Annotated in this window: 11 protein-coding genes; 7 read left to right on the top strand and 4 right to left on the bottom strand. The window is 45.2% G+C overall.

Features of this window, described 5'->3' with window-relative positions:
• The first annotated feature begins 1 nt into the window (after position 1).
• The gene (locus M1L62_RS06715; protein WP_254412259.1) at positions 2-1,660 is read left to right on the top strand and encodes a hypothetical protein; all 1,659 of its coding nucleotides are present in this window, start codon (positions 2-4) and stop codon (positions 1,658-1,660) included.
• Positions 1,661-1,709: 49 nt separating this feature from the next.
• Complete coding sequence (locus M1L62_RS06710) at positions 1,710-2,900, top strand: glycoside hydrolase family 88 protein (RefSeq protein ID WP_254412258.1); 1,191 nt, start codon at positions 1,710-1,712, stop codon at positions 2,898-2,900.
• Positions 2,901-2,958: 58 nt separating this feature from the next.
• Here M1L62_RS06710 and M1L62_RS06705 read toward each other — a convergent pair whose 3' ends face one another.
• The gene (locus M1L62_RS06705) at positions 2,959-3,327 is read right to left on the bottom strand and encodes a hypothetical protein (RefSeq protein ID WP_254412257.1); all 369 of its coding nucleotides are present in this window, start codon (positions 3,325-3,327) and stop codon (positions 2,959-2,961) included.
• A 413-nt stretch (positions 3,328-3,740) separates the two neighbouring features.
• Between M1L62_RS06705 and M1L62_RS06700 the strand changes: the two genes are divergently transcribed.
• The 3 genes from M1L62_RS06700 (at position 3,741) to M1L62_RS06690 (ending at position 6,903) form a co-directional block, all read left to right on the top strand.
• Positions 3,741-4,592, top strand: a complete 852-nt coding sequence (locus M1L62_RS06700; RefSeq protein ID WP_254412256.1) for a c-type cytochrome — start codon at positions 3,741-3,743, stop codon at positions 4,590-4,592.
• Between the two features lie 98 nt (positions 4,593-4,690).
• The gene (locus tag M1L62_RS06695) at positions 4,691-5,437 is read left to right on the top strand and encodes an ankyrin repeat domain-containing protein (protein ID WP_254412255.1); all 747 of its coding nucleotides are present in this window, start codon (positions 4,691-4,693) and stop codon (positions 5,435-5,437) included.
• 272 nt (positions 5,438-5,709) lie between these two features.
• Positions 5,710-6,903: an inositol-3-phosphate synthase gene (locus tag M1L62_RS06690; RefSeq protein WP_254412254.1), complete on the top strand. Its 1,194-nt coding sequence runs from the start codon at positions 5,710-5,712 to the stop codon at positions 6,901-6,903.
• Between the two features lie 90 nt (positions 6,904-6,993).
• Here M1L62_RS06690 and M1L62_RS06685 read toward each other — a convergent pair whose 3' ends face one another.
• Positions 6,994-10,521: an ABC transporter permease/M1 family aminopeptidase gene (locus tag M1L62_RS06685; RefSeq protein WP_254412253.1), complete on the bottom strand. Its 3,528-nt coding sequence runs from the start codon at positions 10,519-10,521 to the stop codon at positions 6,994-6,996.
• The gene (locus tag M1L62_RS06680; protein ID WP_254412252.1) at positions 10,515-11,402 is read right to left on the bottom strand and encodes an ABC transporter ATP-binding protein; all 888 of its coding nucleotides are present in this window, start codon (positions 11,400-11,402) and stop codon (positions 10,515-10,517) included. Before M1L62_RS06680 ends, M1L62_RS06685 begins: the two co-directional genes overlap by 7 nt.
• A 197-nt stretch (positions 11,403-11,599) precedes the next feature.
• Here M1L62_RS06680 and M1L62_RS06675 point away from each other — a divergent pair, with 197 nt between their 5' ends.
• Entirely contained in the window at positions 11,600-13,093 is a 1,494-nt protein-coding gene (locus M1L62_RS06675; RefSeq protein ID WP_254412251.1) for a sensor histidine kinase, read from the top strand.
• Positions 13,090-13,815: a LytR/AlgR family response regulator transcription factor gene (locus tag M1L62_RS06670; protein ID WP_254412250.1), complete on the top strand. Its 726-nt coding sequence runs from the start codon at positions 13,090-13,092 to the stop codon at positions 13,813-13,815. Before M1L62_RS06675 ends, M1L62_RS06670 begins: the two co-directional genes overlap by 4 nt.
• 9 nt (positions 13,816-13,824) lie before the next feature.
• Here the strand turns inward: M1L62_RS06670 and bioB are convergent, their stop codons facing one another.
• Complete coding sequence (gene bioB / locus M1L62_RS06665; protein WP_254412249.1) at positions 13,825-14,838, bottom strand: biotin synthase BioB; 1,014 nt, start codon at positions 14,836-14,838, stop codon at positions 13,825-13,827.
• Between the last annotated feature and the right edge of the window lie 438 nt (positions 14,839-15,276).

Below are 15,276 nucleotides of genomic sequence, written 5' to 3'. Positions count from 1 at the left end.
GATGGAAATTTGTTTGTCTCGAATAACCCCCTTTTCGAAAACGGGAAATAAGCAAAAGATATTCTGGCTTGTGTTGCTGCTGCTTTGTAACCGGGAACTCTGCGTGGCGCAGGTCTGGCAATGGAGCGTGCCGGTAGAGGGAGTGATTTCAGAAGAAACGAAGTCGAATCCTGAGGCGTTTTTGTGGATACCTGAAAACTGCCGGCACGTCAGGGGCGTGGTTTTTACACAGCATAACATGGTGGAAGAGGGAATGCTGGAACATCCTGCATTCAGAAAAACGATGACCGAACTGGGTTTTGCCGAGATTTGGGTAACGCCCGCCCTGACAATAACCTTTGATTTCCATCAAAATGCTCCGGTAGATTTCAATCGCATGATGAAGTCATTGGCAGAAATCTCAGGATATAAAGAGCTTGAACATGCGCCGATTATGCCGATAGGACATTCTGCGTTGGCAAGTTTTCCATGGAATTTTGCTGCCTGGAATCCGTCGCGGACACTGGCATTGGTGTCGGTGCACGGAGACGCCCCCCTGACAAAATTAACGGGAAGCGGCAAGCCTAATCCTGACTGGGGTGATCGAAATATTGAAGGTGTGCCGTCCTTATTTATCATGGGTGAGTACGAATGGTGGGAAGAACGGATCAAACCCGGCTTTGAATTTGTCAAAAAAAATCCTGCGACACCGATCACTTTTTTTGCTGATGCGGGGCACGGTCACTTCGATTACTCAGAAGGAATGATCCGGTATGTTTGTCTTTTTATCAAAAAAGCAGCTGAAAAAAGATTGCCCAAAAGCAGTACCCGAACAGGACCTGTCAGGCTTTTAGCGGTTCATCCCTCGAAAGGTTGGCTGATGGACCGGTGGCGTAAAGACAGTTTGCCGCTTGCCAGAGCGAATCGTTATAAAAATTATCAGGGCGACCGGTATACGGCATCCTGGTGTTTCGATAAAGAAATGGCTGAGGAAACTGAGCTGTTTTATGCCAAAACAAGAGGTAAACGACAGCAGTTTGCAGGTTTCAGGCAAAATGGGCAAGTACTGGATCCCGGAAAATCCCATGCCCGGTATAACCTGAAATTTAATCCGGTGGAGGATGGAATCACTTTTTCGGTCAGTGCTTTTTACGCGGATAGTTCCGAGACGAGACCAGCGGGCCGGCATTCCGGTACGCCTTTGGCGATCAGCCGGATTTGCGGCCCGGTCAGAAAAGTCAACGACACAACTTTTCAGATCAGCTTTTACCGGATGGGTTTTAATAATCCTAAACGGTCGAATGATATCTGGCTGTTGGCATCGAGCGAGGGTGATGATAAATACAAAAGTGTCGTGCAGCAAGTCAACATGCGGTTTCCGCTCGTAAACACTGACGGGAAAACACAAAACATAGTCTTTGACCCGATCCGGGACTATTCCTATAACCCAGATTTGATAAAACTTCATGCGGTTTCCAGCGCCGGTGTACCCGTTTCCTTTTACGTAAAAGAGGGTCCTGCCGAAGTAAGGGGTGACGAATTGCATGTTACCAAAATTCCACCAAAAACCAAATTCCCGGTAAAAGTGACGATCGTCGCCTGGCAATATGGCCGGACAGCGATTCCCGAACTGCAATCCGCAGCACCAATAACCAGAACTTTTTACATCAAAAAGCCCTGAAAGGGCGTCCTATCTTAACCTGGGGCATCGCCCTGGGACATCAAAAACGATGAAATATCTAAAAACGATCACATTAGCGGTAACCCTGACCAGTCAGGTCTATGCGCAAAACCAGACACTCGACGTAGACAAAGAGCTGGCCTATTGTTTCACGCAAGCAAAGAAAACCCTGGCGGAAAAGCAGCCTTATTCCAAACTCCCGAGACGCATCGCCAAAGGTGACAGCAACTGGAACTACGTCGGGATTGACGACTGGACCAGCGGCTTTTGGCCCGGAACACTCTGGTATGCTTATGAGAATTCAACAGACAAATCTTTCAAAGATGCGGCCGAAAAATTTACGGAAGCGCTGACACCGGTTCTTGATGCCAAAGAACATGATCATGACCTCGGTTTTCTGTTTTACACCAGTGCCGGAAATGGCTATCGGCTGACGAAAAATCCCGTGTTTAAGCAACCAATTTTACGCGCGTCGGATTCGCTTGCATTGCTTTTCAATCCGAAAGTGGGCACCATACTTTCCTGGCCGCGCATGGTCAAACAGATGGGCTGGCCACACAATACGATTATGGACAACATGATCAATCTGGAAATGCTTTTTTGGGCGGCGAAAAACGGAGGTGGTAAACGGTTGTATGAAATCGCCGAAAAACATGCCGAAACGACAATGAAAAACCATTTTCGTCCGGACTGGACCTCTTATCATGTCGCGGTTTATGATGATAAAACCGGCAGATTTATCAAAGGTGTGACGCATCAGGGATATGCAGATAACACCATGTGGGCACGCGGACAGGCCTGGGCGATTTATGGTTTTACGATGAGCACCAGAGAAACCGGCAGAAAAGATTTTCTTGAAACCGCGCAAAAAACCGCCGATGTCTATATCAAAAATCTGCCCGCTGATCAGGTGCCTTATTGGGATTTTAACGATCCTAAAATTCCGCTGGCCCCAAAAGATGCATCAGCGGCGGCTATTGTAGCGTCAGGTCTTCTTGAACTTTCTACCCTGACAAAGGACAAAAAGAAGGCTGCGTTTTATCGAACAGAGGCGGAGAAAATGCTAATTTCCCTGGCTTCCAATCACTATAAAAGCGGCGACAAAAACCATGCGTTTCTAATGCACTCGACAGGCCATCATCCCAATGGTACTGAAATTGACGTGTCGATCAACTACGCCGATTACTATTACATCGAAGCCCTGACCAGGCTTAAAAAGTTACGTCAGGGACAACATTGAGGTAAAAATAAATAGAATACGGGTTCGGAGCTTGGAGAAGCTCCGAACCCGTATTCTATCAAAGTACTGCGATCATTTTCTCATAATTCTGTTGAATTTTTACCTCTTTAACGAGCTTTTGTTTTTTGTAATACACTTCGAAGTAGTACACGCCTTCGTTCATTTCATCCATATTAAAAACACGACTGTATTTTTGTCCCTTGGGATTATAAAACTCCGAATAGTAGGTTGTGCGATCCTTTCCTTTCAGCACAATTTTCAGGTTACTGTCCGTACCAGAATCCACCATCAGTTTTACCTTGTGGGTATTTGCAATATTGTAAAGCCGTGCATCCAGCTTTTGGACGGTTTCGTTTCCATCCCTAAATGAGCTCAAAGAAATCAAAGTCAACAGACTAAGCAGCAAGTAATTGATTGGAGTTTTCATGGCTAATATTTTTGTAGTGAAACATTAGTTCATAGTATTAAAAGGGCGTGCCTGTCAGGAAAATCGTTGGATTTTGGCAAAGTATATTTATTTAATATGATGATTATCAGATTGTTAATATTTTTCACTTACCTGTTATCCAAATATAACTCTGTTCAAATCTGAACACTCTTGCGTAAAATGTCCGGTTACGGTCCGTTAGTGAAGTCCTCCCTTAGCATCCTAAACTCAATTATACCTCATAAGCGGTTTTGAACACTTCATCCGGGTCAAATGACATTTTAACCGGTTCAACTTTCAGCTTAGGTGCTGAGTAACACAAATTTGCATGGTCAGGATCGATTAAACGCGGTGTAGGGCTCCCTCGCCGCAAAGATCATTCCGGTTTTTTAAAGCAATAAAATATCAAAGCCATGTTAAAGAAAATAATGAAATGGACGGTGCGGATACTGCTGCTGATCGTCTTGCTGGTGCTTGGTTATTACACCAAAGCCTGGATTGCAACGGACAACCGAAGGAATAAACAGTTTTCAGTAAAACCCGTTGCGATCGACCTCGTCACCGATTCAGCCATAATTGCGCAGGGAAAACGACTGGTCGCTGTCAAAGGCTGTGACGACTGTCACGGCAAAGATCTGAGTGGCAGAACAATATTTGAAAAGTCGGGTGTGGGGCGCCTGGTGGCTAAAAATATCACCCGCGGTCAGGGTGGGCTGCGACCGGGTTTTACCGCACGTGATTGGGTTCTGGCCATCCGGCACGGGCTTGGTCAAGATGGGAAACCGCTTTTGTATATGCCTTCTGTCAATTATAACCAGCTTACCGAACCTGATTTGAAAGCCATCATCGCCTACTGCGCGCAGGTTCCTCCTGTGGATAATCAGCTTCCGTTATCCGAGATCGGACCGGGTGCCACGATCCTGACGGATCTTGGTCAGCTGGATTTGTTCGCCGCTGAAAAGATTGATCATGCCGCTTTGCCGCCTGCTGGCAAAGAAATGGCAGAAACGGCTGAATTTGGTAAGTACGTGGCCTTGGTGTGTACGCATTGCCACCAGCCCAATATGAAAGGGGGAGGGCCCAATCCTGATATTTCGTCCACCGGAAAAAGCAGCCAATGGACAGACGAGCAGTTTTTCCATGCGCTTCGGACTGGTATCCGGCCAGATGGCAGTACACTGAAAGAGCCTATGCCGTGGAAGATGACCAGGGAGTTTTCAGATGTAGAATTAAAGGCCGTGCGTCTTTACCTTAAAAGTATTTAACTGTATCTTTATCTGCAAGATCCGTCGATTATCAAGCCGTTAGCTGCTTCGTAATTGACGGATTATTTTCTCAGTCCGAACCGTTTTGATAGCGTCTCATGGATTACTTGCAGGAGATTATCGGGGAAATTGAAGTTCATTCGGTTGAAGGGATCAGACGATGTTTTGAACACGGTGTTACTCCCAACGATTACTTCAACGGAAAACCCCTTATTGAAGAACTGACCAGTGAATATGCCCGCTCGCCACGATTTAAACAATGCGTCCGGGTTTTCGTTGACTACGGATTGGAATTTGATGATAAAATTTTACTCGCCGTGCTGCTTGATGATGCCGTGTCACTGGCAGAACATCTGGTTATTAACCCATCGGTGGTTTCGAAAAGGTATACGCTTCGCTGTGCCTACACGCCCCTTGATCAGGTGACCTTACTTCATATTTGTGCCGAGTTTAACCATTTGGCCAGTGCCCGGGAGCTGGTCAGAGCCGGGGCTGATATCAATGCGCAGGCCGGATTTGATGTTCACGGGTTTGGCGGACAAACGCCCGTTTTTCATACGGTCAATCAAAATTCAAATCAATCGCTGGATATGCTGAACTATCTGATTTCCGAACAGGCAGATTTGAAAATTACCGTACCCGGACTCATCTGGGGGAAGGGTTATACGTGGGAAACTTTGATCCCTGCGGTGAACCCGGTGAGTTATGCCATGATGGGATTATTACCACAAATGCACCGAAATGAAGAGACAATTTCAGGTGTCGTTGTCAGCCTTCTCTGGGCTGCTTACGGGATCGATTATCAGCCTTCCAATGTTCCCTGCGCTTACCTGAAAAACGGGTAGAAAAAAGATGTCTATTGAGGGGAACTTTTCTGATTTTTAAATTTTATGCAAACGTTTGCAATTGATTATACGTATTTCCGGATATTTCTCGAAAATATTATAAAAAAATACGCACGACTTCTTTTTTTGTAGCGTTTTGTGTCGCAGCCTTTTAGCTTGAAAACTTGTATTTTTAGAGCTAATTACCTGTTTTATAACACTTGTAAAATTTATTTCGGGTTGATTTATTTAGTTTCTTTACGGGATCATTATTAAATAAAATAGATCCGATAATGCAAAAAGAGACTAATAAAATCAGAGTTGCCATATTAGGTGTCGGAAACTGCGCCAGTTCACTAGTTCAGGGAGTAGAATATTACACTAAATTTTCTGAGAAAACATCCGGTTTAATGGCCGACAATATCGGCGGATATAAGGCCGAAAATATTGAATTTGTCTGCGGGTTCGATGTGGACGAAAGAAAGATTGGGCTTCCCCTGAAAGATGCGATTTTTGCCAGGCCAAATTGTACAATCGTACTGAATGGAGACATTACTTCGGAAGCGCCAATTTACCGGTCTCCGGTGATCGACGGGGTATCACCGCAAATGGAAGCTTATCCGGAAAGCAACCGTTTTGTGATCAAGGACGAGCTGAAAACGACAGATTCACTGGTGGACGGTGTTGTTTATGATCAGGACCTGGTTCATTCGCTTCGTGCCGAAATTGTTCAGCAATTGAAAGATCATCAGGTTGAAGTTTTAATCAATTATCTGCCGGTCGGTTCGCAGCTTGCGACTGAATTTTACGCGGAGATTTGTATTGAACTGGGAATTTCCCTCGTAAACTGTATTCCGGTGTTCATCGCCTCCGATCCTGTATGGGAACAGAAGTTCATCGATGCAGGTATTCCTATTATCGGCGATGACATGAGAAGTCAGTTTGGGGCAAGTATTGTCTCGCAAATGCTTCAGGAGCTTGCCTTCGAGCGGGGGCACCATGTGAAAGCGCATATCCAACGAAATGTTGGCGGTAACACCGACTTTTTGAATATGGAGGACAAAAACCGTTTGAAGTCCAAGAAGATTTCAAAGGAAAACGTGATCCGTGCCCAAAATGACATCCGCGGGATTTCTACGCAGGACAGCTTTTTACACGCCGGTCCTTCGGAATACATTGCTTTTTACGGTGATAACAAAGTTGCCAATTTCCGTTTGGAGCTGGAAGGTTTTATGGGTGCTCCGGTTATTCTTGACGCCCAGCTTTCTGTACAGGATTCACCCAACTCCGCCGGTGTGGTGATTGATGCGATCCGTTATGTGTATGTAGCCCGGGAACTGGGGCTGGTTGGAGCACTTCGCGGCCCGTCTGCGTCTACCCAAAAAACGCCGCCGCAGCAAATGATGTTCAGCGATGCGATTTACGAATGCCACGCCCTGGCAAAACGTGAGTTGACGGAGTCAACCAGAAAACAACTGAAAAAATAATTTCCTGACCATAACCGCAAAAGTCTTCATTCAGCCAATCTTTTGTGATTGACAGGATGAAGGCTTTTTGTAAAAATGGGTTGCGTGAAGTCAGCGCACAAGCTGCAAATGATCGCTTTGATTCTCGTCAAGCAAGTAGCCCATCGGATCAATAACCACGGACCCGGGCTTTTTATTAACGGTCAGATCAAGCACTGTTCGCTGGCTGTTAAAATGATGTTTTTGGAGATAAACAGGGGATGACTTATTATTTTCGGATGATGATTTCCGATCATACACGGCAATGTCGATGTATTCATCCGGTCTGATGGTCTCATTTTTCAGCTGATCGGTTTTGTTAATATCGACCTGGATCTTCACGCGGAACTGTCCGTTGGTCAGGGGTTTGCAGGATAATATTTTCAACTGCAAATCATAAACTATCACCTTTGTCAGCCAATCCTCAGTCAATTTTGCCTGATCCGTCGTAGACTGCCGGTACAATGCACCGAGCAGATCATCCGCCGTCGCTTTGGGATGTGGATAGGAATGGCGATCGAGCAGGTCATGCAGTGCTGCATTGAAGCGTGTTTCGCCAAGCAATTCTCTAATTGCATACATTACCAGTCCACCTTTCTGATAATGTACAAAAGTTTGTTCCAATGTCCGGGTTAGTGGCAATTCTTTGCCTGAGCTATTTCGCATGGCAAAATAAAGGCTGTTGTCAATTTTCAGATATTGCCTTGCCAGCGATTTGCCAAAGGTTTTTTCCAGTATCATCATTTCCGTGTATTTCGCCAGAGACTCGGTGAGCATGTTGCGACCTGGTTGATCGGCCGGAGCGAGCCTGTTGGCCCACCACTGATGCGAAACCTCGTGGGCAACAATGGCATAAGCCTGATTGACACGGTTTGTATCCCGAAAATCACTTAGAAAATTGATTTTTTCAGCACTAAAAACAATGCCCGGATAAGCAGTGGCAGCACCCCGGTAATGCGGAATTTCAGCAATTGTCAATTGTTTAAGCGGATATTGGCCGTAATTCAGATTGCAGTAATTTAGCGCATCCTTCATTGCTTTCATCATGAATGGAACATTGTTTTCATGTCCTTTCTGATGAAGAATTCGTAATTCAACTTCAGCGAATTTTTCTTTTTTCGTCTCATAACGGGCGGAACTCAGCGCGAACATAAAGTTTACGGGAGCCGACGTTTTGTAGTTAAAAAATCTCCTGTTGTCTTTCGTCCACGATTTTTTCAAAGTACCTGTTGTTAACACATACTGGTCGGGGAGAGTCGAAACGGTTGTTTCAAAATCAATCAGGTGATAATCCAGATCATCCGATTGCGCGGCTGTAAAAGTAGGTAAACCTGCATTTTTTCTTGAAGTCGGATCATCAGTTTCAAATCCGCTGTTGTATCCCAAAAAAGGAACATATTTTTCCAGCTCAATGTAGGATCCGTTGGTCGCTACGGAGTTTTCGTTGTTAAATTCTGTAAAACCCGACCGGTTGATTTCCAATGAAAAGTCTATGGCTATTTCCTGGCCGGGCATGAGTGGTTTGGTAAGCTGGAAGCTGTACTGACCAAATTCGGCATCAACGGTTGATTTTACTACTCCGTGTATCATTAAATGTGCTTTTGTGATCTCAGGATCCACACCGGCCACGATATTTTCCATCGGCTGAGCGGTTTCATTTTTTAAAATGTAGTGGCCTTTCACAGTATATCTTGCCTCGTCAGGATATAGGTCAACGGTTGTTTTAACCGACTTAATGTTAGGTTGAGCCAGGCGGGCGAGGGGTTTGTATTTTTTCTCGTACTGCAACTTCCAATCCAGTTTTGCTTTCGAGTTTTTGTAACGGGCAGCGATATTGGTTTGATAGTAAATGTAAGCACCAGTAGACATCCAGGTTATCAGCGCGAGAATAAAGGCAGTTTTACCGGCTCGTGTCCAGTGAGTTCCAATAGACCTAATACGTTGCCAGGGCCTGATATATGCGTTGTTTCGCCAACAGACGATAGCGAGTAGCGAAAGCATGACGGAAAAAGCCGTCCAGTAGAGCATGTACCAGTTAAAGGCCTTGGCGTAATGGCCAAAACCGTTCATGTCTGCATAATGAAGCTCGGGCACGATGCCATAACGTAGTAGATAATGTTCCAGTCCAAGTTTTTTACTGAAAAGCAGGATAAATACTACGACCGCAGTTAACAGCATGCCCAGGTATTTATTGGGTGTCAAGGTTTGGATCAGGATGGCGAGCAGGGCGAAAAGCAGCAGCGGCAGACCGCTGTAATAGTAAAGTGAAAGGTATTGAGATAATTCAAAATTGAAATAACCGCTGCCAATCTGCATGGTAAGCCCGATACCGATGTTAGCTGTGACCAAAACAAAGAGCAGGAATGCCAGGGTGACAGATTTTGCCGCCCAAATGATGCCATTCGGTACCGGTGTGCTGTATATCAGAGGCTCAATGTGATCGGTTCGCTCTCTGCCAAGCAGCTCTGCTGTGTAAAAAATAATGAGCAGCAGCGCGGGCTTGATCGACCGCATTTCGTCCACAATGATGCTTGTAGCAGGGAAGGAACGTATCCCAAGCGGTCCACTGAAAAGGGTGTCTTTCAGCTCGATGGTAAAAATAAATATCCACAAAAGAAGCATAACCATAAAAGGGATATGCTTGTACAGGCCAATCACTTCCAGTTTTAACTGTGAACGGAAAGCGGTAAAAAAGTAGCCAGTGCCAGCTGGCTGTACGGTATAACGCTGGTAACCCAACCTGCGTGGAATATATTTTTCAGCCTTTTTGCTTGGTTTGGCACTCGCGGATGCAAGGGGACGAAACGAAAAAAAACGATAGCTGCCACCCAGCAAAAACAGCGACAAGGTCGTCCACAATAGTCGGTTGGACAAAAAGGGGTTTGTGAGAGGGAACAACAGCGTGTTTCGTTGGAGATCGGTCCAGGTACGTGTTTCGGTAAAAAATGCCGCCAACCCAAACGGGTCCAATAATATGGGAAGCGCATCATCCGGTGTGATTTTTAACGTCGAGGAAGCAAATAAGGGAGAGTTTCCAAGGATTGATGCGGTCAGGTAAAGGATGTATAATAATACCCCGGCAGCATACACGGCCCTGAGATTGCGGGTCAGCATAGCCGTGCAGAAAATGATACCAGCCGAGAAGAGAATATTGGGCAGTCCGAAAACAAGAAGCGGTTGCAGATAGAAACCGAAGCTAAATGTTCCGGTTTGACCAGCGTCAAGAAATGCGGACCCGACGAAAACTCCCAGTTCAGAAAGAAACAAAACGATAAACACTGAAATTAGCAGTCCGAGAAACCGGACCAGAAAATACGTTCCGCGTTTTACCGAAGTGGCAAATACGATGGCTTCCATGCGGGATGTGGCATCGCGCAAAACCACGTTGGCGCAAAATAAGGTGCTGACAAAAATTGAAGACAGCGATAGCAAACCGACAATGAATGTGATCACATAAGGTGCGTTTTTATGGACTTCGTCACCGCCGAAACTGCCATGAATTGCGATGACTCCGAGCATGAAAAAGAGCATTGCGGATAGCTTAAACGTGATCTGGCTGAAATGATACCTGATCTCAAAACCCAACATCGAACTCAACATGGCTGATCCTCCTTTCCCGGCAATGCTGAAAAATATACTTCTTCAAGACCAGGGTAAAATGGCTCAAAGCCCGTTTTCGGACATGAATCTGCCAATACCAGCACCTGGATTTTTCCGGCAATTCGGCGTGTTGAAATCACTTGCTGAGAGGATTGATAACTTGATACCTCTTCTTTTGACACAGTTTTCAACCAGATTTTTCCGTTTAATGCTGCTGTCAGATTAGCTGGTTTTCCCTTCAAAATAATTTTCCCGTTGGCCATAACCGCCATTTCAGGGCAGAGGTCGTGAACGTCTTCAACGATATGTGTGGAAAGAATAACCACGACCTGCTCACCGATTTCGCTGAGCAGGTCGTGGAAACGGTTTCTTTCCTGTGGGTCGAGACCGGCTGTCGGCTCGTCGACGATGATCAGCTGAGGATTTCCCAACAGCGCCTGTGCAATTCCGAAACGTTGCCGCATACCGCCGGAAAATGTGCTGACAGCCTGTTTTCTGAAATTGTAAAGATTGGTCTGCTGTAAAAGTGCCATAACCTGATCTTTTCGCTCGTTTTTGGTTATCAAACCTTTCAACACGGCAAGATGATCAAGCAGGTCCATCGCGGATATTTTTGGATAAACCCCGAAGTCCTGAGGGAGATAACCCAACCGGGCGCGCAGTTGCTGAGGATTTTTATGAATATCGTCACCGTCGAAAAGCACCTGTCCGCTGTCGGGTTCTTGCAGTGCTGCCAGCGTTCGCATCAGCGTGGACTTACCGGCGCCATTGGGACCTAATAAACCAAACATGCCGGTGCCGATGGTTAGCGATACATCATCCAATGCCTTGGTTCCGTTTTTATAACTTTTGCTGAGATTGATGATTTGCAGCCTTTTCATAGTGTTTTGTTTTGATAACAGGCCGGAAATTAGGTGATTAGCTGTGTGTGGTCAACTTAAAGTGATGAAGTGATCCGCTGTCGTGACAAAGGTGTGCAGACCGGTATTTTTTCGACTTTTTTTACCTACATCATCATAATCATTACTTTCATCATTAAGATTTGCCGGGCTCGGATATTAGTGATTATTTTATCGTCATGAACAAATTGACAGATAAACCTGGCTTGCTGGTCAGGCAGCAGGGATTTTTCATTTTTGCCGGTTTATGGCTCTGGATGGGTATTATCAGTATGGTGGAAAACCGGCATTCGAGCTGGGGACACTATTTTGGAGCGCTTACGGCTCTGGGACTGATCCTGTTGCCGGCCATGGTTTTTGCCTGGAACAGAGAAAAGCTCCGGGAAAATTTGTCCCGTAAGCATTATCTTATTGTCTGGGTTCTATGTTTTTGTCTGCTTTTACCCTTGCTTACGCTGCTTTGCGGTATCTACAAGCCGCTGAATTGTTCGCCTTCGGCAATGGTCGCCGGTGCCGTTTGCTGTTTTGTTATTGAGATCTTATTCGCGGGACAGGCTTATCTGCAAAAACGCGAGAACCAGAATACCTGGATTCATAAAATCAATTTTGAGGGAGCCGTTCTGATTATCATTGTTCTTGTCTGCACGATCCTTGGTGCAATGGCGACTTGTAGTCTGAATAACCCGCTTTATCACACCCGAAAACAATTGCTGATCGGTTTTGAATTTAGCCTGACCAAAATATTTTGGAATTTCGGCACCTTCCTGAGTTTTACGGCCCAGTTCCTTATTATGTATTTGTGTGGATACTTATTGTTTATTATCAACAGCCGTTTTCTGGTTGCGAAGGTGTTCAGGCAAAAAGGGTTTCTGATTTATATCCTGAGCACGCTGGCTGTTGTCTCTTTTTTATATCCCGTTTTAGGGCAGTTGCTCAAATTCCTTCCGATGGACAGACTGTTGGGTGGTGTTTTTCCTCAAAATCCTTTTTCGCTGGAAAATGCCTTTGGAGCGATTCTCGTCATGTTTTTAAGTCTGCCGGTTTTGCTGTCGCTTCAATGGGTAAAGCAAAACAATCAGATCGTGGAACTGGAAAAGGAGAAGACGCGGACAGAACTGGACTTGCTTAAAGAGCAGCTGAATCCGCATTTTTTCTTCAATACCCTCAATAACCTTTATGCATTAAGCCTTCAGCAGTCGAAACAAACGCCGGATAGTATCATGCAGCTGTCGGAATTGATGCGTTATGTGATTTACAAGGGCAAGCAGGCGCAGGTCAGCATTGGTGAAGAGGTAAAATATATTAATGATTATATGCAGTTGCAGCAGATCAGGCTAAGAAAAAATCTTGATTTTCGCTTTACCATGGATGTGTCCGACAATATGCAGCCTGTCACGCCTTTATTGCTGATTGTTTTTGTCGAGAATGCGTTCAAACATGGTGTGGAACCTGCCGAAGATAACGCATGGTTGTATCTTGATTTAAGATGTAATGCCCAAACGCTGTATTTCAGATGCGAAAACTCTTTTGAACCGGCCGACGTAACGACCACCGGCATCGGATTGTCGAATCTGAAAAAAAGACTGGTTTTACTATTTCCTGATAAACACAGGATGGAAACGAGCGTGGAAAATCAGAGATTTATAGCAGAATTTGAACTGGACCTGTCATGAATATACGCTGCCTGATAGTAGACGATGAACCTCTGGCGCATGATGTGATTTTGAATTACATCAGTGAAGTTCCGTTTCTGGAAGTGGCCGGACAATGTTACAGGGCCACTGAAGCGCTGAATTTTCTTCATAATGATCCCGTTGACCTGATCTTTCTGGATATCCGGATGCCAAAACTCAGCGGTCTTGATTTTATAAAAACGCTTCAAAAGCGGCCGATTATTATCATCACTTCCGCTTATGAAGCGCACGCACTTGAGAGTTTCGACCTGGATGTATGCGATTATCTGCTGAAACCTTTCCGGTTTGAAAGATTTCTGAAAGCGGCAAATCGTGCGTTATCCACTTTTAATTCCCAAAAGCAAATGCCGAACGTTGAGGTGGCGCCGTCGTTAATAACGGCGGAGCCAACGCAGATTTACATCAAATCAGACAAAAAATACATCTTACAGGACCTGGATAAGATCTATTATCTCGAAAGTCTGGGTAATTATGTGAAAATCTGGGATGACGAAAAATTTTGGCTGACTCCCAGGACGTTAACCAGCTTCGAAAGCCAGCTGTCTTCCGAAACCTTTATCCGCGTCCATAAATCTTTCATCGCAAACCGGGCTTTCGTGCACTATATCGAAGGTAATACCATTTTTCTCCGAAACGGTAAACAGTTGCCTTTGGGTAAAAATTACAGGCATGTGGTTAAACTGCTGTTTGGTCCGATTTGAGCCGGTGTTTTAGTTCGGCGCAATCTCGCACAGATCGCGTACAGTCGCTTCAACCTTCGTTTCCAACGGTTTCAGGCCTAGTAATTCCATCATCACAAAGTCGTCATGCAATCGCGGGTTGGGCGTAACGAGCAGCTCCTCGCTTTCACTGGTGAAAATCGAATTGGCGCCGGCCATAAAACAAAATGCCTGTTCCTGTTGATTCATTTCAGCTCTGCCGGCACTTAACCTGACCATCGCCTTCGGCATCAGGATGCGCGCCGTTGCAATCATCCGTACCATTTCCCAGCTGTCCGTTTTGGGCAGATAGGCGAGTGGCGTGCCGGGAACCCTGGCCAGCGCATTAACCGGGACAGACTCCGGATGTTCCGGCAGATTCGATAGGGTATAGAGCATCGCGATCCTGTCATTGTGTGTTTCACCAAGTCCGATAATACCGCCGCAACAAACAGAAATTCCGGCTTTCCGGACATTTTCAAGGGTGTTGAGCCGATCGTCGTAGGTCCGGGTGTTGATGATCTGATCGTAATAATTTTTAGAAGAATCCAGATTATGGTTATAAGCGTAGAGTCCTGCCTTTTGAAGCTTATCCGCCTGTTCTTCGGTCAGCATTCCCAGCGTACAGCACACTTCCATACCTATTGCGTTCACTTCCGTAACCATTTCGAGCACCCTGTCAAAATCCCGGTTGTCTTTTACTTCACGCCAGGCCGCAGCCATACAAAACCGGCTTGATCCTGCTTCTTTGGCTCTTGCCGCGATCGATAAAACCTCCTCTTTTTTCATCAGTGACTTAACGCTGATCCCTGTCTGATAACGCGCAGCCTGTCCGCAGTAGGCACAGTCTTCCGGGCATCCTCCCGTTTTTATGGACAACAATGTACAAACCTGTATTTTTTCAGGATCGTGCCATTGCCGGTGTACCGCCGCTGCTTCAAAAACCAGTTGAAGCAGCGGTTTGTTATAAATGGCATTAATTTCTTCAAGCGACCAGTCGTTTCTTATCGTTTGTGATGTTTGCATGTTTTTGTTTTTCGCCAAAACTATGGTGGTTCCGGGTTGCGGGAAGCATCCGGTTTTGACTTCATTAGTAGTCCGGTGTAGTGATATACCGGGCTTAAAGCACGATGTTCAGGATTTTACAAATCCGAAAACTCATTTCCTGCGGATGCAAAATTTAAAGTTTTTATAAGTTCAAAGAAGAACGGATTTGCCAGTTGCTCAAATTTTGAAGAGAATTTAACCAAAATAAATTGCTAAAATGTTGGTGCGAAATCCTGCAAAACAATGGTCACGGCTTTGTAGTCGATGAAGTTACATCTATTTGCTAACTAACATTTGTTCAGACAATTGACTGCATTAAGATCCGGTTTTAACACAAAATAAGATGAAATAATTCATAAGGGATGCAAGTATCAGATCATTGTCGATTTTGTTAATATATTGATTATTAATAAAATA

The sequence above is a fragment of the Dyadobacter diqingensis genome (assembly GCF_024220585.1).
Lineage (GTDB): Bacteria > Bacteroidota > Bacteroidia > Cytophagales > Spirosomataceae > Dyadobacter > Dyadobacter diqingensis.
Note: the sequence above shows the minus strand (reverse complement) of the source record. Positions and strands in the feature narration are given on the sequence as shown.